19 protein-coding genes are annotated in these 18,816 nt (G+C 72.7%); 6 read left to right on the top strand and 13 right to left on the bottom strand.

Translation table 11 applies throughout. The features are described 5' to 3' along the window. Positions 1–5: 5 nt before the first annotated feature. The 3 genes from FHS22_RS02200 to FHS22_RS02190 are packed head-to-tail and all read right to left on the bottom strand — an operon-like array spanning position 6 to position 2,258. Positions 6–584, bottom strand: a complete 579-nt coding sequence (locus FHS22_RS02200) for a TlpA family protein disulfide reductase (RefSeq protein WP_184937840.1) — start codon at positions 582–584, stop codon at positions 6–8. Between the two features lie 56 nt (positions 585–640). Continuing rightward, a complete protein-coding gene (locus FHS22_RS02195) occupies positions 641–1,279 on the bottom strand; it encodes a histidine phosphatase family protein (RefSeq protein WP_184937839.1) in 639 nt (212 codons plus the stop codon). Between the two features lie 58 nt (positions 1,280–1,337). After that, on the bottom strand, positions 1,338–2,258 hold the full coding sequence (locus FHS22_RS02190; protein ID WP_184937838.1) for a LysR family transcriptional regulator: 921 nt from the start codon (positions 2,256–2,258) through the stop codon (positions 1,338–1,340). Positions 2,259–2,330: 72 nt separating this feature from the next. On the opposite strand from FHS22_RS02190, the gene FHS22_RS02185 reads away from it, so the two are divergent. Next, positions 2,331–3,230, top strand: coding sequence for an EamA family transporter (locus tag FHS22_RS02185; RefSeq protein WP_184937837.1), 900 nt, complete (start codon positions 2,331–2,333; stop codon positions 3,228–3,230). A 42-nt stretch (positions 3,231–3,272) separates the two neighbouring features. After that, a complete protein-coding gene (locus FHS22_RS02180; protein ID WP_338047556.1) occupies positions 3,273–3,869 on the top strand; it encodes a Uma2 family endonuclease in 597 nt (198 codons plus the stop codon). Here FHS22_RS02180 and hemL read toward each other — a convergent pair. From hemL to FHS22_RS02145, 7 genes are all read right to left on the bottom strand, one after another. Then, positions 3,866–5,161 (bottom strand): glutamate-1-semialdehyde 2,1-aminomutase, encoded by a 1,296-nt coding sequence (gene hemL, locus FHS22_RS02175; RefSeq protein ID WP_184937835.1) that lies wholly within the window; start codon positions 5,159–5,161, stop codon positions 3,866–3,868. The two genes, FHS22_RS02180 and hemL, sit on opposite strands and share 4 nt — an antisense overlap. A gap of 80 nt (positions 5,162–5,241) precedes the next feature. Continuing rightward, a complete protein-coding gene (locus FHS22_RS02170) occupies positions 5,242–5,886 on the bottom strand; it encodes a bifunctional DNA primase/polymerase (protein WP_184937833.1) in 645 nt (214 codons plus the stop codon). Between the two features lie 259 nt (positions 5,887–6,145). Then, positions 6,146–7,132: a porphobilinogen synthase gene (gene hemB, locus FHS22_RS02165; RefSeq protein ID WP_184937831.1), complete on the bottom strand. Its 987-nt coding sequence runs from the start codon at positions 7,130–7,132 to the stop codon at positions 6,146–6,148. A 66-nt stretch (positions 7,133–7,198) separates the two neighbouring features. Beyond that, complete coding sequence (locus FHS22_RS02160) at positions 7,199–8,779, bottom strand: bifunctional uroporphyrinogen-III C-methyltransferase/uroporphyrinogen-III synthase (protein ID WP_184937829.1); 1,581 nt, start codon at positions 8,777–8,779, stop codon at positions 7,199–7,201. Next, entirely contained in the window at positions 8,776–9,648 is an 873-nt protein-coding gene (gene hemC / locus FHS22_RS02155) for a hydroxymethylbilane synthase (RefSeq protein WP_377295960.1), read from the bottom strand. Before hemC ends, FHS22_RS02160 begins: the two co-directional genes overlap by 4 nt. A 35-nt stretch (positions 9,649–9,683) precedes the next feature. After that, positions 9,684–11,012, bottom strand: a complete 1,329-nt coding sequence (locus FHS22_RS02150; protein ID WP_184937827.1) for a glutamyl-tRNA reductase — start codon at positions 11,010–11,012, stop codon at positions 9,684–9,686. Positions 11,013–11,091: 79 nt separating this feature from the next. Next, on the bottom strand, positions 11,092–11,799 hold the full coding sequence (locus FHS22_RS02145; RefSeq protein ID WP_184937825.1) for a redox-sensing transcriptional repressor Rex: 708 nt from the start codon (positions 11,797–11,799) through the stop codon (positions 11,092–11,094). A gap of 195 nt (positions 11,800–11,994) precedes the next feature. Between FHS22_RS02145 and FHS22_RS02140 the strand changes: the two genes are divergently transcribed. After that, entirely contained in the window at positions 11,995–12,243 is a 249-nt protein-coding gene (locus FHS22_RS02140) for a glutaredoxin family protein (RefSeq protein ID WP_184937823.1), read from the top strand. 43 nt (positions 12,244–12,286) lie between these two features. Here the strand turns inward: FHS22_RS02140 and FHS22_RS02135 are convergent, their stop codons facing one another. Beyond that, a complete protein-coding gene (locus tag FHS22_RS02135; protein ID WP_184937821.1) occupies positions 12,287–13,897 on the bottom strand; it encodes an antibiotic biosynthesis monooxygenase in 1,611 nt (536 codons plus the stop codon). Positions 13,898–14,102: 205 nt separating this feature from the next. Here FHS22_RS02135 and FHS22_RS02130 point away from each other — a divergent pair, with 205 nt between their 5' ends. From FHS22_RS02130 to FHS22_RS02120, 3 genes are all read left to right on the top strand, one after another. After that, entirely contained in the window at positions 14,103–14,747 is a 645-nt protein-coding gene (locus FHS22_RS02130) for a sigma-70 family RNA polymerase sigma factor (RefSeq protein ID WP_184937819.1), read from the top strand. A 210-nt stretch (positions 14,748–14,957) separates the two neighbouring features. Beyond that, the gene (locus FHS22_RS02125) at positions 14,958–15,656 is read left to right on the top strand and encodes a DUF5667 domain-containing protein (RefSeq protein ID WP_184937817.1); all 699 of its coding nucleotides are present in this window, start codon (positions 14,958–14,960) and stop codon (positions 15,654–15,656) included. 78 nt (positions 15,657–15,734) lie between these two features. Beyond that, positions 15,735–16,601, top strand: coding sequence for an HAD family hydrolase (locus FHS22_RS02120; protein ID WP_184937815.1), 867 nt, complete (start codon positions 15,735–15,737; stop codon positions 16,599–16,601). A gap of 28 nt (positions 16,602–16,629) precedes the next feature. On the opposite strand, the gene FHS22_RS02115 is transcribed toward FHS22_RS02120, so the two are convergent. Together FHS22_RS02115 and FHS22_RS02110 are read right to left on the bottom strand one after the other, a co-directional pair. After that, positions 16,630–17,661 carry an alpha/beta fold hydrolase gene (locus tag FHS22_RS02115; protein ID WP_184937813.1) on the bottom strand — a complete coding sequence of 344 codons (1,032 nt, stop codon included), beginning with the start codon at positions 17,659–17,661 and terminating at the stop codon, positions 16,630–16,632. Positions 17,662–17,878: 217 nt separating this feature from the next. Next, positions 17,879–18,814 carry a lysophospholipid acyltransferase family protein gene (locus tag FHS22_RS02110; RefSeq protein ID WP_184938342.1) on the bottom strand — a complete coding sequence of 312 codons (936 nt, stop codon included), beginning with the start codon at positions 18,812–18,814 and terminating at the stop codon, positions 17,879–17,881. Positions 18,815–18,816: the final 2 nt, after the last annotated feature.

Raw genomic sequence — 18,816 nt, 5'->3', positions numbered from 1 at the left:
CCGTCCTACTTCTCATCGCTGATCCTGGTGACCGCGTCGAGCAGGTCGGTGTACCTGACCGCGCCGAGGGCCCGGGCGGCGATGCGGCCCTGGCGGTCGATGATCAGGGTCGAGGGGATGGCCGCAGGGGGGACCGTGCCCTGGAAGGCGAGGGCGACCCTGCCCGGCTGGTCGAAGATGCTCGGGTAGCCGGGCTGCTGGTTCTTCTCGAAGGCGAGCGCCCTGGCCTTGTCGTCCTTGAAGTCGACGCCGAGGAACTCCACGCCGTCGGCCCTGGTCTTGGCGGCGATGTCCTTGAGCACCGGGGCCTCGGCCCGGCAGGGCGCGCACCAGGAGGCCCAGAAGTTGAGCACCACGACCTTGCCCTTGTGCGCGGCGAGCGAGGCGGTGCCCTCGGTGAGGGTCGTCCCCTCGACCGCGGGGGCGGTCTTGCGGTCGGCGGCCGCGAAGAGGGTGATCTTCCCGTCCCCGGCCACGAAGCGGGTGTCCCCCGCCTGCGGCTGCGACGCCTGGCTCCCGGCGCAACCGGCCGTGGCGACGGCGGTGGCGAGCAGCGCGGCGGCGGCGAGCGGTTTGGCGCGCATCGGCGGAAGGATCTCCCTATACTACAACCGGTAGAGCAGCCACTCTACCGGCGGGGTCACGCGCCCGGCACAGTGGGGCGCTTGACGAGCGCGGCCGCCGGCTCGCCGTACCCCACACCGGCCAGGCGGTCTCCCTCGAAGGTGAAGCTGGTGAGACTGGCCAGCCCGCACTGCCGGCGGCGGGGGTCGTGCGCCAGGCGCCTGCCCTCCGCGGCGAGCCGGATGATCCAGATGGGGAGCTGGTGGCTGACCAGCACCGCCTCGTGGCCGCGCGCCGCGGCGCGGGCGGCGAGGATCGCGCCGCGCATCCGCGCGATCACCTCGGCGTACGGCTCGCCCCAGGAGGGGCGGAGCGGGTTCCACAGGTGGCGGTAGTAGCGCGGGTTGCGGAAGACCCCGTCGCCGTTGCCCACGCGGATGCCCTCGAAGACGTTGGCGGCCTCGATGAGCCGCTCGTCGAGCCCGACCTCCAGGCCGAAGGCGGCGGCGAGCGGGGCGGCGGTCTCCCGGGCGCGTTCCAGCGGGGAGGAGAACAGGGCGACGACGTCGCGGCCGGCGATCGCCTTGGCGACGGTCTCCGCCATCAGCCTGCCGTTCTCCGACAGGTGGTAGTCCGGCAGCCTGCCGTACAGGACGTTGGCGGGGTTGTGCACCTCGCCGTGGCGCAGGAGATGAACGACGGTGGTCTCAGCCATGGTGCCGACAGCCTACCCACTGGTAGCGGCCCCAGACACCGGTGGCCGGACCGCCGTCTCAGCCGGTCTCCGCCGGGGAGGGCAGGTCCGCCGAGGCCGCCCTGAGCGCGTCGACGGCGGCGCGGATCGCCGGGCGGCGGGCCGCGTCGCTCCGCCAGACCGCGTAGATCCTCCGGGTCGGCCGGGGCAGGAGCGCGACGGCGCGGACCCCCTCGGGGAAGGCTCCGCGGCCCAGGCGGGGGACGATCGCGCAGCCCTGCCCGGCGGCGACGAGGGCGAGCTGGGTCGGGTACTCGTCGGCCATGCAGGTGATCTCCGGCTCCAGTTCGGCCGCGCGCAGGGTGTAGACCAGCCAGTCGTGGCAGACCGTGCCGGGCGAGCCGCTGATCCAGCGGTCCCCGGACAGCTCGGACAGCTCGATCTCGGCGCGGTCCGCCAGCGGGTGCCCGGCGGGCAGGACCACGTCGGCGAGGTCGTCGAAGAGCACCGCGCGGGACAGCCCGTCGGGGACGGCCATCGGCCGGTTCATCCAGTCCTGGATCACCGCCAGGTCGAGCTCGCCCCGGGAGACCTCGCGGAGCTGCCGCTCGGGCTCCCGCTCGTGGAGCCGGAGCCCCAGGTCGGGGTGGCGCTCCTGCAGCAGCCGGAGCGCCTGCGGGAGCAGCCCCCGGGCGGCCGTGGGGAACGCGCCGATGCTCAGCCGCCCCACGACCTCGCCGCGCAACGCCTCGAAGTCGGCCTCGGCGGTCTCGACCAGGGCGAGAATGCGCTCGGCGTGGTCGGCCAGGAGCCCGGCCGCGTCGGTCAGCCGGACCCCGCGGCCGTTGCGCTCCAGCAGGGTCGCGCCGGTCTCCCGCTCCAGCTTGGCGAGCTGCTGCGAGACCGCGGACGGGGTCACCATGAGCGCGTCGGCCGCCGCGCCCACCGACCCGTAGACGGCCACGGCGTGCAGGGCCTTCAGGCGGTTGAGATCCAACATGTAGTGATTCTAAACGCTTGACTGAAGAAATTCTCGCTTGTGCTGAATCTTCGGGAAACCCACGCTGGAGGGATGCGCACCCGCCACGTCCTGCTCGCCGTCGGCCTCGCCGCCGTCTGGGGGTTCAACTTCGTCGTCATGGAAGTCGGCCTCAGGCACTTCCCGCCGCTGCTCTACGTCGCGCTCCGGTTCGGCGTCGCGGCCTTCCCCGCCCTGCTGTTCACGGGAGGACCGGCAGTGCCCTGGCGCAGGGTCCTCGCCGCCGGAGCCACCCTCGGCGTCGCCCAGTACGGCCTGCTGCTCCTGGGGATGCGCGCCGGGATGCCCGCCGGGCTCACCTCACTCGTCGTCCAGGTCCAGGCCGTCTTCACCGTGGTCCTCGCGGCCGTCCTGCTGAGGGAGCGGATCACCGCCCGCCGGGTGACCGGGATGGCGGTGGCGTTCGCCGGGCTGGCGCTGATCGCGGCCGAACTGGGCGGCGGCGGGCCGGTCGGCGCGTTCCTCCTGGTCGTCGGGGCGGCCTTCGCCTGGGGGGCCGGGAACATCGCGGTCAGGAAGGCCGCCCCGCCCGACTCCTTCCGGTTCATGGTCTGGCTGAGCGCGGTCGCCGCGGTGCCCATGGCGGCCCTGTCCCTGCTGGTCGAGGGCGTGCCCCGGCTGGAGTTCTCCGTCGAGGGCGGCCTGTCGGTGCTCTACGTGGCGCTGGTCTCCACCCTCGGCGGCTTCGGCGTGTGGGGTTTCCTGCTCAAGCGCTACGACGCCTCGGTGGTCGCGCCGTACAGCCTGCTCGTCCCGGTCTTCGGCATGTCCTCCGCCGCCCTGGCCACCGGCGAGCCGGTCTCGGCGGTCAAGCTGGCCGCCGCCGTCCTGATCCTCTCCGGCGTGCTGTACGCCGGCACCCGCCCGCGCCGTACCGCTTCCCCTCATGATGGGGCGAGGGACAATATGGAGAGGGCGACGGAAGCGGTTTGAATGGACACACACGGTGACGGAGACGATGCTACGGTGACCGACGTGAGCAGCGCGCTTGAGTACTGGCCCTCCCCGCCGCCGTGGGGATGGACCGCCGACGACCTCGACCGGCTCCCGCCAGAGGGACCGAACGGCGAGCCCGACTTCTTCAAGCACGTCGAGTTGATCGATGGAGTCCTCGTCTTCATGTCCCCCCAGAAGCGTTTCCACCAGCGCATGATCCGCGGCCTCACCGCGGTCCTCGGCGACCTGGCCCCCGAGCAGATGTCCGCAGTGGACCAGATGGACGTCAAACTCGGCCACCGAATGCGGCCCTGCCCCGACGTGCTGGTGGTCGACGCGGCGGCGGCCGACGACGACGAGCGCACCTGCTACACCCCCGACGAGGTGCACCTCGTCGTCGAGGTGGTCTCCCCCGAGTCGGAGGACCGCGACCGCAAGACCAAGCCGGCCCGCTACGCCGAGGCCGGGATCGCCCACCTGTGGCGGGTCGAGAACAACGGCGGCAAGCCCGTCGTCTACGTCTACGAGCTCGACCCGGCCACCCGCGCGTACGGCCTCACCGGCATCCACCACGGCCGGCTGACCGTCCCGGTCCCCTTCCCGATCGACGTCGACCTGGACGGGCTGCCCCGCTAGAGCGCCTGGGCGGCGGCCTTGGCGGCGACGGGGAGGGCCTCGGCGATGCGGGACAGGGCCTCGTCGTCGTGGGCGGCCGACAGGAACCACGCCTCGTAGGCCGACGGGGGCAGGTAGACGCCCTGCTCCAGCATGGCGTGGAAGAAGGCCCGGTAGGCGGCGGTGTTCTGGGTCTGCGCCGCGGTGAAGTCGGTGACCCGGTCCTCGGTGAAGAAGACGGAGAACAGGCTGCCCGCGCGCTGCAGGCGGTGCGGCACCCCGGCGGCGGCCAGCGCGTCGGCGGCGGCGCGGCCGATGACCAGGGCGGAGGCGTCCACCCGGTCGTAGACCTCGTCGTCGCAGGCGCGCAGCGTGGCCAGGCCGGCGGCGCAGGCCAGCGGGTTGCCGGACAGGGTGCCGGCCTGGTAGACCGGCCCCTCGGGGGCGAGCTGGGCCATCACGTCGGCCCGGCCGCCGAACGCGGCGGCGGGCAGGCCGCCGCCCATGACCTTGCCGAAGGTCATCAGGTCGGCGTCGACCGGGTCGAGGCCGTACCACCCGGAGCGCGAGACCCGGAAGCCGGTCAGCACCTCGTCGACGATCAGCAGCGCGCCGTGCGCGGTGCACAGCTCGCGGAGCCTGGCGTTGAACCCCTCCAGCGGCGGGACGACGCCCATGTTGGCCGGGCACGCCTCGGTGATCACGCACGCGATCTCACCGCCGAACGCGGCGAACGCCTCGGTCACGGCCTCGACGGAGTTGTACGGCAGGACCACGGTGTCGGCGGCCGAGGCGCCGGTCACGCCGGGGGTGTCGGGCAGGCCGAAGGTGACCAGGCCGGACCCGGCGGAGGCGAGCAGGGCGTCCACGTGGCCGTGGTAGCAGCCGGCGAACTTGACGACCTTGGTCCGGCCGGTGAAGCCGCGGGCCAGCCGCACCGCGGACATGGTGGCCTCGGTCCCGGAGCTGACCAGGCGGACCTTCTCCACCGGCGCCATGCGGGCGACGATCTCCTCGGCGAGCTCGACCTCGCCGGGCGTGGCCGTGCCGAACGAGGTGCCGTGGGACAGCGCCTCCTGCAGGGCCTCGACCACGGCCGGGTGCCGGTGCCCGAGGATCATGGGCCCCCACGAGCAGACCAGGTCGACGTAGCGGTTGCCGTCGACGTCCGTGATGTACGGCCCCTGGCCGGAGGCCATGAAGCGGGGGGTGCCGCCGACGGCGCCGAAGGCGCGGACCGGGGAGTTGACGCCTCCCGGGACGATCTCGCGGGCGCGGGCGAACAGGTCCTCGGAGTTCTCAGTACGGCTCACCGTCCCAGATTAAGGGCCGGTGGGCCGGGTCGCCGTCGCGGGCTCGCGGTGACGGCCCGGACGGCGCCGCGCGCCGGGGACTACTCGCAGGCGTCGGCGAGCCGGTCGAGGACGCGGAGCGGGTCGGGCAGCGGGCGGCCGTCCGGAGCGCGGAGCCAGGAGGCGGGCTGACCGGTCGGCAGGATCGACGGCGGGGCGAGGACGAAGCTGTCGCGGCAGTGCCAGCGCAGGCCGGGCATCTCCTCGATGGTCGCGGGCCCGTAGTCGAGGGGGCAGGACCACCACTCGTCCTCATCCTCGGAGGCGTTGCGGGTCGCCACATAGAACAGGACCCGGTCGCCGTTCGCGGCGACCGGGCCCGAGGCGGTTCCGGCGGAGTCCATGGCGGCGAGGGCGGTGAGCCCCGCCGCCACCGGTACGTCGAAGACGTCGAAGACCCGTCCCGTGGGCAGGATCACGTTCGCCTCGGGCTCGCTCTGCCACCAGTGGGTGAGCAGTGCGGGGTCGGTGGTGGCCTGCATCTGCCAGGCGCGCGAGAGCGGGTGGTTGCCCGTGTCGGGACAGCCGACGCGGTCGCAGGAGCAGGCCCGCGGACCGTTCCTGAGCGGCCGCGCGCCCAGGCAGCTCGCCCAGCCGAGCGAGGCGTACTCCAGCACGGACGTGATCATCTGCTGTTTCGGATGAGCCCGTCGTCTGGTGCGACGAGCCAGTGGTACCCCGACCATTGCGTCCTCCGTCGTGCGCGTTCCCCGCGTCATACCCGGATGCGGTGACATATCCGCCTTTTAGCTGACAAAGGGAGACACTCAGAGGTCTACGCCACCTGGGACACATCCGCACCGGTCTCTGAACTCTAACGCACGCTTCCCACCGACAGGTGGCAAACCCCCAGTTCTGGGCATGTGCGAAGCATCTCACCCCGGTCCATGACCTGCTCGGGGGCGCCGGTCACCAGCCCCCGAGCCGCGACGCGCAGCGTCGCCGTCAGCGCAGCCTGCGGGCCGCCTCGGTCGCCCAGTAGGTGAGGATCATGTCCGCGCCGGCGCGGCGGATCGCGACCAGCGACTCCGTGATCGCCCGGTCCCGGTCGATCCAGCCGTTCGCCGCGGCGGCCTCGACCATGGCGTACTCACCGCTGACCTGGTAGGCCGCCACCGGCACGTCCACCAGGTCGCGCACCTGGCGCAGGATGTCGAGGTAGAACATGGCGGGCTTGACCATCACCGCGTCGGCGCCCTCGTCGAGGTCCAGCCGGACCTCGCGCAGCGCCTCGCCGACCGGCCCGGCGGGGTCCTGCTGGTAGGCGCTGCGGTCGCCGAACTGCGGCGCGCACTCGGCGGCGTCGCGGAACGGGCCGTAGAGCGCCGAGGCGTACTTCGCCGAGTAGGCCAGGATCGGGATCTGCTCGAAGCCGTCGGCGTCCAGCGCGGCGCGGATGGCCGCGACCTGGCCGTCCATCATCCCGCTCGGTGCGATGACCTGCGATCCCGCCCGCGCCTGGGCCACCGCCGCGGCGGCGTAGCGCTCCAGGGTGGCGTCGTTGTCGACCTCGCCCCGGGGCGTGAGGATGCCGCAGTGGCCGTGGTCGGTGAACTCGTCCAGGCAGGTGTCGGTCATCACGACCAGCGTGTCGCCGACGTCGGAGACCAGGTCCGCGACCGCCTGCTGGACGATCCCGGCCGGGTCGTCGGCGGCCGAGCCGCGGGCGTCCTTCACCGCCGGGACGCCGAACAGGATCAGCCCGCCGACCCCCGCCTCGGCCGCCTCGTGGGCGGCCTTGCGCAGCGAGTCGCGGGTGTGCTGGAAGACGCCGGGCATCGAACCGATCGGGTTCGGCTCGGTGAGGCCCTCCTTGACGAACACCGGCAGCACCAGCTCCGCCGGGTGCAGCCGGGTCCCTGCCGCCATCCGGCGCATCGGCGCGGTACGGCGGAGCCTGCGCGGACGCGCGGCGGGGAACTGGGCGGTCATGACGGTCTCTCCCCTGGGGTCAGGCGGCGTGACGCCGCTCGGCTCGGCGTCCGTACGGCGCGGCGGTCACTTGGCGCGGCGGCGGGCCCCCCGCCGGTTCTGGGAGGGCCTGCGCGGAACGTCGCCGGCCGCCAGCGCGGCCTGCCGCTGCTTGGCACCATACTCGGCCAGCGCGGCCGCGAGGGCCGAAGCCGACGCCTTGTCGGCCATGACGTCGACGCGCAGGCCGAACTCCTCGGCCGTCTTGGCGGTCTGCGGGCCGATCGCGGCGATGACCGTGACGTTGTGCGGCTTGCCGGCGATCCCCACCAGGTTGCGGACCGTGCTGGAGGAGGTGAACAGGACCGCGTCGAAGCCGCCGCTCTTGATCGCCTCCCGGATCGGGGCGGGCGGCGGGGCCGCGCGCACGGTCCGGTAGGCGGTGACGTCGTCGCACTCCCAGCCGAGCTCGGTCAGTCCCGCGACGAGCGCCTCGGTGGCGATGTCGGCGCGCGGCAGCAGGACCCGGTTGATCGGGTCGAGCATAGAGTCGTACGGCGGCCACTCGGCCAGCAGGCCCTCCGAGGACTGCTCCCCCGAGGGCATCAGGTCCGGCTTCACACCGAACTCCACCAGGGCGCGCGCGGTGGCCTCGCCCACGGCGGCGACCTTCAGCCCGGCGAAGGCGCGGGCGTCCAGGCCGTACTCCTCGAACTTCTCGCGGACCGCCTTGACCGCGTTGGCGCTGGTGAACGCCACCCACTCGTAGCGCCCGGTGACCAGCCCCTTGATCGCCCGGTCCATCTGCTGCGGAGTCCTGGGCGGCTCGACGGAGATCGTCGGGACCTCCTCGGGCACCGCGCCGTAGGAGCGCAGCTGCTCGACCAGGCCCGCGGACTGCTCCTTGGTCCTGGGCACCAGCACCCGCCAGCCGAACAGCGGCTTGGTCTCGAACCACGAGAGCCGGTCGCGCATGCCGACGGCCTCGCCGACCACGATCAGGGCGGGCTCGGTCATCCCGGCGTGCTTGAGGTCGGGCGCCATCCGGCCGAGCGTGGTCACCACGGTGTACTGCTCCGTCGTGGTGCCCGAGCTGCTGATCGCGACCGGTGTGGAGTCCGGGCGGCCCGCGGCGACGAGCGCCTTGCCGATCGCCACCGCCTCGGCGACCCCGTTGTAGATCACCAGGGTGCCCGCCCCGGCCGCGTGCGCGCTCCAGTCGTCGACCATCGTCGCGTCCACGACCCTGAACTCGGGCACCGAGACCGCCGCGGGGATGCCCGCGTAGGCGAGCACCGCCGTCGCCGGGGGAATGCCCGGCACGATCTCGAAGTCCACCTCCGCCTTGACGCAGGACGCGACCTCCTCGGTGATCGAGGAGAAGAACATCGGGTCGCCCGCGCACAGCCGTACGACGCCGCGCCCCGCCTTGGCCGCGGTGACGGCCTTCAGCGAGACCGCGCCCTCCTCGGCCGCGTCGACGACCTCGACGTCCTCCCGGCAGTGCCGCAGCAGAGGGCCGTACGCCTCCTGGTCGAGCACGACGGCGTCGGCCTTCGCCAGCAGGTCGGCCCCGCGCAGCGTGAGCAGACCCTCGTCACCGGGTCCCGCGCCGACGAAGGCGACGAACCCGGCGGGGCGCTCGAAGGTGGTACTTCCGGAGCTCAATGCGCTTGCTCCCCTATCAACGTGCCTGCCCCTTCGGCGATCATCTCGGCCGCGAGGTCGCGGCCGAGATCCACGGCCGCCGAAGAGGTCCCGGCGGTGGACTTGCGGACCGCGCGCCCGCCGTCGATGGCGACGACGGTCGCGGTCAGGTTCAGATCTTGCCCGTCGACGGCCGCGTACGCACCCACCGGAGCGGCGCAACCCGCCTCCAGGGCGTTGAGCACCGTGCGCTCGGCGGTGACGGCGGTGCGGGTGTCGGGGTCGTCGAGCACGCCCAGCAGCTCCAGCAGGTCGGCCCGGTCGGCCCTGACCTCCACGGCCAGCGCGCCCTGCCCGGGGGCCGGGAGCATCTCCTCGACCTCCAGGAACTGGGCGATCTCGGCCTCCCGGCCGAGCCTCCGGAGCCCGGCCGCGGCCAGGACCACGCCGTGCAGCTCGCCGGAGGTCACCTTACCGATCCGGGTCTCGCCGTTGCCGCGGATCGGGACGCACTCGATGTCGGGACGGAGCATGCGGAGCTGGGCGATCCTGCGCGGAGATCCCGTGCCGATCCTCGCGCCGGACGGCAGATCGGCCAGCTTCGCGCCGGCGACCAGGGCGTCCCGGTGGTCGTCGCGCGGCGGGATCGCGGCGATGACCACGCGCGGGTCGGGCGTGGTGGGCAGGTCCTTCAGCGAGTGCACCGCGAAGTCGACCTCGCCCTCGATCAGCTTGTCGCGCAGCGCGCTGACGAAGACCCCGGTCCCGCCGAGCTGCGTGAGAGCGGCCTTGGTCACGTCCCCGAAGGTCGTGACGCCGACGAGCTCCACGGCCCGGCCGGTCAGCTCGGTCAGGCGGGCCGCGACCAGCCCCGACTGCGTCGTCGCCATGAGGCTCCGGCGCGTTCCCATCCGCAGGGGCCCCGTCACCGGTCCACCTCCATGTCGATCGTCCCGGCGCGTCGGACCGCGTCGGGCACCTTCGGGTTCAAATTGAACAGTTCCCGCAGCGCTTCCGCATAATGATCGCCCGCCGGGGATTCCGCGAGCTGTTTGACACGCACGGTCGGCTCGTGGAGAAGCTTGTCGACCACCCGCCTGACGGTCTGGGCGACCTCGTCGCGGATCCGCCCCTCGATCTCGGGGACCCGCCCGACGAGCCGGCCGAGCTCCGCCTCCACCACGTCGGCCGCCTTGCTCCGCAGCGCGACCACGGTCGGCGTCACCCGCGCGGCCCGCTCGGCCGAGAGGTAGGCCGCGACCTCCCCGGCGACGAGCCCGCGCACCGCGGTCACCGCCTCGGCCCGGCCGCCGTCGTCGGTGCCCGCGTCGGCGCCGCCCTCCTGCATGGACTCCAGGTCCACGAGCGTGACGCCGGGCAGCCGCCGTACCGCGGGGTCCACGTCCCGGGGCAGGGCGAGGTCGAGCAGGAACAGCTCCCCGGGCCCGGCCGCCGCGTCACCGCGCGCGATCATGTCCGCCGTGATGACCACGTCGGTGGCGCCGGTGCAGGAGATGACCAGGTCGGCCCCGGCCAGCTCCGCGGCCAGGTCGTCGAAGCGCGCGGCCCGGCCGCCGACCGTCTGCGCCAGCCGTACGGCGCGCTCGTGGGTCCGGTTGACCACCACGATGTCGGTGACGCCCGCCCGCTGCAGGGTCGCGGCCGACAGCGCGCTCATCGAGCCCGCGCCCACCACCAGGGCCCGCCGGCCCCCGATCGGCCCGAGGGCGCGCTCGGCGAGGGCCAGGCCCACCCCGACGAGGGACGCGCCCGCGCGGTCGATGCCCGTCTCCGCGTGGGCGCGCTTGCCCACCCGCAGCGCCTGCTGGACCAGCTCGTTGAGCGTCGTGCCCAGCGTGCCCTGCTCCTGGGCGAGCCTGAGCGCCTGGCGGATCTGGCCGAGGATCTGCCCCTCGCCCACGACCATGGAGTCGAGTCCGGCGCCGACCGAGAACAGGTGCTCGACGGCGCGGTCCTCGTAGTGCACGTAGAGGTGCGGCGCCAACTGCTCCACGGGGACGCCCGAGTGCACGCTGAGCAGCGCGGAGACCTCGTTCACCACCGCGTGGAACCGGTCCACGACCGCGTAGACCTCGACCCGGTTGCAGGTCGAGACGACCATGGTCTCCGCGACGCAGCCGGTCTGCTGGACGTCGTGGAGCAGCTTGACCAGCGCGTCGCCGGAGACGGACACCCGCTCCAGCAGGGCCACCGGGGCCGTCCGGTGGCTCAGGCCGACAACGATCGCGCTCATACGATCTCCTCGCCCGGCGGCGCGGAGTCCGCGTTCGCGAACGCGCCGTCGCGGTGATCCCCTCCCACTCTGTGTGAGGTCACAGATCCACCGCCTCGGGCCATTCCTCGGCCATCGCGGGCCCCCCAGTCATCCGATCCGTCTTGCGTTGCTCGTGGAACGCGAGGATCTGCAGCTCAATCGATAGGTCGACCTTACGGATATCGACGCCTTCGGGCACGGAAAGCACGACGGGGGCGAAGTTCAAGATGCTGGTGATCCCTGCGGCGACGACCCGGTCGGCCACCTGCTGGGCCGCCGCGGCCGGCGTCGCGAGCACCACGATCGACACTCCCCGTCGCCTTATCACGGTTTCCAGTTCGTCGATGTGCTCCACATTCAATCCCGCGATGCGGTCGCCCACCACTTCGGGGTCGGCGTCGAGAAGCGCGGCGACGCGGAATCCGCGTGAGACGAAGCCCCCGTAGTTGGCCAGCGCCCGCCCGAGGTTGCCGACCCCGACGATGGCCACGGCCCAGTCCTGCGTCAGGCCCAGCTCACGGGAGATCTGGTAGATCAGGTACTCGACGTCGTAGCCGACCCCGCGCGTGCCGTAGGAGCCCAGGTGGGAGAGGTCCTTGCGGAGCTTGGCCGAGTTCACCCCCGCGGCGACGGCCAGATCCTCGGAGCTCACGGTCGCCAGGCCCCGCTCGGCCATACCGTTCAACGCCCGCAGGTAGAGCGGCAGCCGGGCGACGGTCGCCTCGGGGATGCCGCGTTCGCGGGCTTGGGACAGACGGCGGATCACGTGCCGGAACTCCAGGGGGACAGGCGACCGGCGCGGCCCGGACGCGACGGATGACGAGGTGAGGCCACTGTCATCCAGGTTAGTCCCTTTGTGAACCGATGCACAAAGTGGGTGCTGACCAGCCTGTCGGCACGGGCGCGCGCACGGCCGTACGGGGTGCGCCGGACGGCCGCCGCGGGCGCTAGCGTTGCGGGCATGGCACCGCAGGACCACCGCATCACCTTGCTCGGAAAGCCCGGATGTCACCTGTGCGACGACGCGCGGGCCGTGATCGGGCGGGTCGCCGCCGAGCTGGGCGTCCCCTGGGAGGAACGCGACATCACCGCCTCCGAGGAGGACCGGGAGAAGTACTGGGAGATGATTCCGGTCACATTCGTCGACGGCGTGCAGCACGACTTCTGGCGCGTCGACGAGAACCGCCTGCGCGCCGCCCTCGGCGCCTGACCGCGCCCGGTCCCGGTGGCCCGGGCGCCGGGCGCGGCCGGCGTCAGATCCTGAACGCCGTCGGCAGCGGGAGCACCTTCGCCGCGTTCACGTTGAGCTCGATGACGTTGGTGGCGAGCACCATGTTCTGCCGCTCGGCGACGAACCGCTCCACGTGGGCCTGGCGCTGGTGGTCGGCGTAGGCGACCTCGTCCCGGTAGATCTCGTAGACGATGCGCTGGAGCGGGGCGGACTTCACCGAGTGGCAGGTGTAGATCAGGGTGTCGGGCTCGCCCCGGCGGACGGCCTCGACCGTCTCCTCGGCCAGCCGGTCGAACATCTCGCCGGTCCCGTCGATCAGGGTGAACACGGTCAGCAGGCCGAAGATGCTCGGCGACGGCCTGCTGGAGCCGCCCGCGCCACCGGGCCGCTCGGCGACCGGCCCCGGATACGCCGGGGTGGGCGCGTGGGCGGGCGGGACGCCGAACGCCTGCTCCGCGGGCATCGGGCGGAGGCTGGGCGCGGACTGGGCGCCGGGGCCCTGCTCGGGCCTGCCGGGCTCGCCGGAGGAGAGGCCGGGGACGCCGAACTCGCCGGTCACCGGGCCGCCGAGGGACGGGTCGGCGGGGGGCATGCCGAACTGCCCGGTCATCGGGAGGTTCCGGTCGCGGTCGTCGCCGCCGAAGGGGTGCCCCGCGGACGGCATGCCGTACTCGCCGGCCATGAAGGTGCCGGTGGCGGGGCCGCCGAACGGGTCGTCGGAGGACGGGTCCCCCTGCATGCGCGCCGCGTAGTCGACGTTCTGCTCTCCCGCACGGTACTCCGCGACGAGGTCGCCGAGACCGGAGCGGCGGGCGGACTGCTCGGGGACCAGGGGCGGCGGGGGTTCGGACGGCGCGCGGCGGCCCGCGACCCGGACGTCGTTGGCGGGATCGGGCATCGGACGCCGGCTCGGGCGCTGGTCGTCCCAGTCGTCGTCGAAGTCGTCCTCGTCTTCGTCCTCGTAGGGCGCGAGGGGGCGGAGCACGACGTACCAGACGGCGGCGGCGGTGACGAGGAGCAGCAGCACCGTGAACATCCCCGCCACCGGGAAGCTGACGGCTCCGACCAGGGCGAGGCCCGTGGGGCCGAGGACCAGGAGCGCGTGCATGTTGTCGGTGTCGTACTCGTCACCTCCCCGCCAGCGCATGACGGCCAGCGCGAGACCGGCCAGCAGGATCACCGCGGCGATCACGTGGACGGCCAGGAGCAGGTAGGACGGCGGCCAGCTCCAGTGCTGACCGGCGGCCGGGAGGGTCTTGCCGAACTTCCCCTCCTGCCGGATCGGGTCGAGCAGGATGATCACCAGGGCGATGACGGTGAACGCGCCCGCCAGCAGCCAGGAGGCCAGCCGGGCGGCGGGCCTGCGCGCCAGCAGCTGCATCACTCCGGCCGCCAGCCACAGGGGCGCCAGCAACGACCCCGCCAGCTGGTAGACGCGGAACGTGCCCGCTCCGAACCCGATCAGGTGGCCCGCGGCGACTACGCCGAGTGACACGCACAGCGCCGCGGTGGCGGCGCTCCAGGCTGCCAGCCAGCCTTTCGGCTCGCTGCGGAGCCTGCTGAGCAGAGCGACCGTGGCGATGGCGGCGAGCAGGGCTCCGACGGACGCGATAACGGCGACGAGGACTTCCATGGTGTCTCCAATGCTGCCGGACATTGCCCCTCGACCGGTAGCCGGACCGGTGATCACGCCCCCGTGGACCGATCCCGGACACATCCGGCGTCACACGGTATACGCCGACTACCCGCAGTCACGACAGCGCCAAGTGGATTGTGGAATTTCGCGATGATTTCTAGAGTGGGCGGGCACGCCGCACCCTTCTCCCCAGGGACACCGGATGCCAGACACGTGGCCGTTCGCCGGGCCGCTCCCCACCGCCGCCGGGGTGACCCAGCCCGCCCGCGGCAACGACCTCCTCGTGCACGAGGACGCCTCGGAGGAACTGCGCACCCTCGTCCTCCGCGCCAAGACAGGAGACACAGAGGCGTTCGGCACGCTCTACGACCGGTATCTCGACCTGGTCTACCGCTACATTCTTCTCCGGGTCGGATCCCACCCGCTCGCCGAGGATCTCACGAGCGAGACCTTCCTCCGCGCGCTTCGCCGAATCGCCGACTTCACTTGGCAAGGACGTGACTTCGGGGCCTGGCTCGTGACCATCGCCAGGAACCTCGTCACCGATCACTTCAAGTCCGGCCGCCACCGGCTGGAGATCTCGACCGCCGAGGTGTTCGAGACCCCGCTCGACGGCCCGCACATCCCGGAGAACGCCGTCGTCGCCGCGATGGTCAACCACCGGGTGCTCAGCGCCGTCCGCTCCCTCCGTCCCGAGCAGCAGGAGTGCGTGGTCCTGCGGTTCCTGCACGGCATGTCCCTGGCCGAGACCGCGCTCATCATGGGGAAGAAGAGCGGCGCCATCAAGGCCCTGCAGTTCCGCGCCATCCGGGCGCTCGCCCGCGCGCTCCCCCCGGATCTCGGCTGACCGGGCCGGTCGCGACATGGCGCGGATGCGGCGGGAGGATCACGAGGAGGCGAGGACATGAGGGACGTGACAGGACATCGTGGGATGCAGCGGCTGTGACGTGCCGGCGACGGCATGCCGGCGGTGACGTGCCTCGTAACCTCGGACGGCGAGCCGTCGTTAGGCAGGTAGCACCGGCGGATCATCATCCTGGGGCGGCAGGGAGTGCTGATGGGTAAGTGGCTGCCCGGAATCTCGCGGAGGTCGCGGGCACGCGTCCAGCGCCGCGTGTCGCGGCTCGGCGCCCGCATACCCGGCACCGCCCCCCGGCCGGAGTTCCGGGCCGAGCTGCGGGAACGCCTCATGAACGCGCCTCGCGAGGAGGCCGCTCCCGCCCGGACCGGGCCCGCCGCCGGATCCCCGGCCGAGCGGGTCCGGCCGCGCGGGGCACGCCTGCGGTTGCCGTCGCTCCTCCCGCGGCTGCTGAGCCTGGGACTGGCCACCGCCATGGTCGCCGCGGGCCTGGCCACCTACAGGTCCGTCCCGGGCGACACGCTCTACCCGCTCAAGCGCGCCGCCGAGAACACCATGCTCAGGCTGAGCGCCGACGACGCCGAGCGGGCCGACCGCGAGCTCAGTTCCGCCTCCACCCGGGCCGACGAGGTCGAGGAACTGCTCGGCTCCGCCACCCGCTCCGACAGCCGGCTGGTCGGCGAGACCCTCAAGGAGATGGAGGACACCACCCGGTCCGCCGTCACCGCGCTCACCCGGGTACGGCGCGACGACGCGAAGGTCACGAGCAGTCTCAAGCGCTTCGTCCAGAAGCAGCGCGACCAGATCGAGGGCATGCTCCCCAAGATGGACGAGGACGCGCAGCGCAGGGCCAACGGGTACCTCAACTACATCGAGGGCCTGGCGCCGCCCGAGTGAGGAATAAGCGAAACGTCACACCTCGCTAACGTGGTGTATACCGATTCCACCGGCCTGTGCCAGTTAAGCTGATTTGTTATGAAGCGGCTGATACGACGACGGAGTGAGGCACAGGCGGCCGGAGAGGTGGCGGCCGCGGCGGCCATCGCCATGCCGATGGCCGAACCCGATCCGACCGCCGCCGCCTTCTTCGACGTCGACAACACCATGATGCGCGGCGCCTCGATCTACCACTTCGCCCGCGGCCTGGCCTCCCGGGGCCTGTTCACCACCAAGGACCTGGTCAGGTTCGCGCTCGGCCAGGCGGTCTTCCGCGTCCGCGGTGACGAGAACCCCGAGCACATCGCCGAGGCGAGGGAGACCGCGCTGGCGTTCGTGGCGGGCAGCAAGGTGGAGGACATCGTCCGCCTCGGCGAGGAGATCTACGACGAGGCCATGGCCGACCGCATCTGGGCCGGGACCCGTGCCCTCGCCCAGAGCCACCTGGACGCCGGCCAGCGCGTCTGGCTGGTCACCGCGACCCCGGTCGAGCTCGCCCGCGTGATCGCCCAGCGGCTCGGCCTCACCGGCGCCCTCGGCACCGTCTCCGAGACCGTGGACGGTGTCTACACCGGCCGCCTGGTCGGCGACCTGCTGCACGGGCCGGCCAAGGCGGAGGCCGTACGGGCGCTGGCCCGCAGGGAGGGGCTCGACCTGACCCGCTGCTCGGCCTACAGCGACTCGGCCAACGACCTGCCGCTGCTCTCCCTCGTCGGCCACCCCACCGCGATCAACCCCGACGCGGAGCTGCGGGACCACGCCAGGGACAGCAAGTGGGAGATCAAGGACTTCCGGACCGGCCGGAAGGCCACGATGATCGGCCTCCCGATCGCCGCCGGGGCCGGGGCCGTGGCGGGCGGCGTGGCCGCCGCCATCGCCCTGCGCCGCCACTACCGCTCGCCCTGACCCGGCGACGGGCCCCGCCGGACGGCGCCTACTCCGCCGGGGCGTGCTTCGGCAGCGCCCGGTCGAACAGGTCGCACAGCGCCCGGTTGACGGCCTCGGGACGTTCCAGGCCGATCATGTGGCCGGCGCCGGGAACGACCCGGAGGCGGGCTCCCGGCACGGCGGCGGCGATGCGGTCGCTGTGCGCCCGCGGCGTCATACGGTCGCGTGAGCCGACCATGACCAGGGTCTCCACCGAGCCGAGCGCGGCCAGCGCCGTGGACTTGTCGTGGACGAGGAAGTCGTTGAAGAAGCCGACCATCACCTCGGTGGGCGTGGCCACGGCCATGTCGTTGACGAACCGCACGTGCTCGCGGCGGGCGCCGGGGCCGAAGGCGACGTAGCGGGTCACCGGCAGGTTGGTGCGCGTCCTGACCGCGGTGTTCCGGTCGATCAGCGAGGCACGGGCGAGCATGCGGTCGAACACGACCGGGGTGACGACCGGCGCGAGCCGCCCGATCGGCCCCCACAGCCCGAACCGGCTGTCGCGCAGCCCGCCCGAGGACGTGCTGAGCAGCGCCACGCCCGCCACCCGGGCGGCCATGGCCTCGGGATGCCGCCCGGCGAAGGCCATGATCGTCATGCCGCCCATCGAGTGCCCGACCAGGACCACCGGGAGCCCTTCCGGCACGGCCTGCTCGATCACCGCGGCGAGGTCGTCGCCGAGCCGGTCGACGGTGCAGGCGTCGAACGCCCCGGCCGACGAGCCGCCGTGCCCGCGCTGGTCGTAGAAGACCAGGGTCGCCCTGCCCTTGAGCGCCTCCCGCTGGAAGTGCCAGCAGTGCCGGTTCATCACCCAGCCGTGCGCGAAGACCACGGCGAACTCCGGCGACTCGGCCTCCTCGACGTCCACCGCGAGATGGACGCCGTCGTCGGTGGTGACGGTGACCGCCCGGCCGCGGTGCCCGCCGAGCACCGATCCGTCCCGCCCCCGGGCCCTCCGCCGCCGGGCGGTGCCCAGCACCACCCCGACCGCCAGCCCGGCGATCGCGGCCCTCGTCGCGGTACGGCGTGCGCCCATGACCACTCCCCATGCTCGGAAGCCCAGTGCTGACCACACCATACCGGCCGAAAGCACTCGTTGTTAGACGCTGTGACTAATAAAACTCGCCCGGGGAAGACTCGGACCGCGCGGGACTGCCGTTCGGGAGGCACGGGCGGGGCCGGGACCGGCAGGAGAGACAGGGGCCGGGACCGACAGGAAGGGCCGGGCGCCGGCGGGGGTCAGGGCGGGGCGCTCAGAAGAACGGGGGGAAGGCGTGCCCCCGCCGCAGGCGCAGCTCGTTCAGCTGCTGCTGGATGACCTCGCGGACCTGGTCGGTGAGGTTGAAGACCAGCATCGGGTCGTCGGCGTCGGCCGGGTCGTACTCGTCGGTGCGGATGGGCTCGCCGAAGCCGATCAGCCACTTGGACGGGAGCGGGACCAGCCCGAGCGGGCCGAACCAGGGGAACAGCGGGGTGATCGGCAGGTACGGCAGGCCGAGGGCCCGGGCGAGGAAGCGCAGGTCGCCGATCTTGGGATAGATCTCCTCGGCGCCGACGATCGCGCAGGGAACGATCGGGACTCCGGCCCGGATCGCCGAGGCGACGAACCCTCCGCGGCCGAACCGCTGGAGCCGGTACCGCTCCGAGAAGGGCTTGCCCACGCCCTTGAACCCCTCGGGGAAGACCCCGACGAGCTCGCCCTTGCGCAGGAGCCGGTCGGCGTCCTCCCGGCAGGCCAGGGTGTGGCCCGTCTTGCGGGACAGGTGGCCCAGGAGCGGAAGCTGGTAGACCAGGTCCGCGCCGAGCAGGCGCAGCGCGCGGCGGTCGGGGTGCTCGTCGTGCAGGGCCACCTGGAGCATGAGCGCGTCCACCGGGACCGTGCCCGAGTGGTTGGCGACGACCAGGGCGCCGGAGTCGCCCGGCACGTTCCCGACGCCGACGGTCTCGACGCGAAACCAGTGCCGGTAGATCGGGCGGATGAGCTCCAGGAGCACCTTGTCGGTGAGCTCGGCGTCGAAGCCGAACTCGTCGACCTCGTACTCCCCGGTGAGGCGGCGGCGCAGGAACGCCAGCAACTCGGCGAGGCGGTGGTCCGCGTCCTCCTCCGCGCCGGGCGGGTCGTACGGGGAGCGGGCCCGGTCGATGGGGATCACCCGGGCCTCGTAGGACCCCTCACCGGCGCCCGCCATCT

The organism is Thiemannella venezuelensis, assembly GCF_014203605.1.
Taxonomy (GTDB): Bacteria; Actinomycetota; Actinomycetes; order Streptosporangiales; family Streptosporangiaceae; genus Planomonospora_A; species Planomonospora_A venezuelensis.
This window is presented reverse-complemented; position numbering and strand designations above follow the sequence as displayed.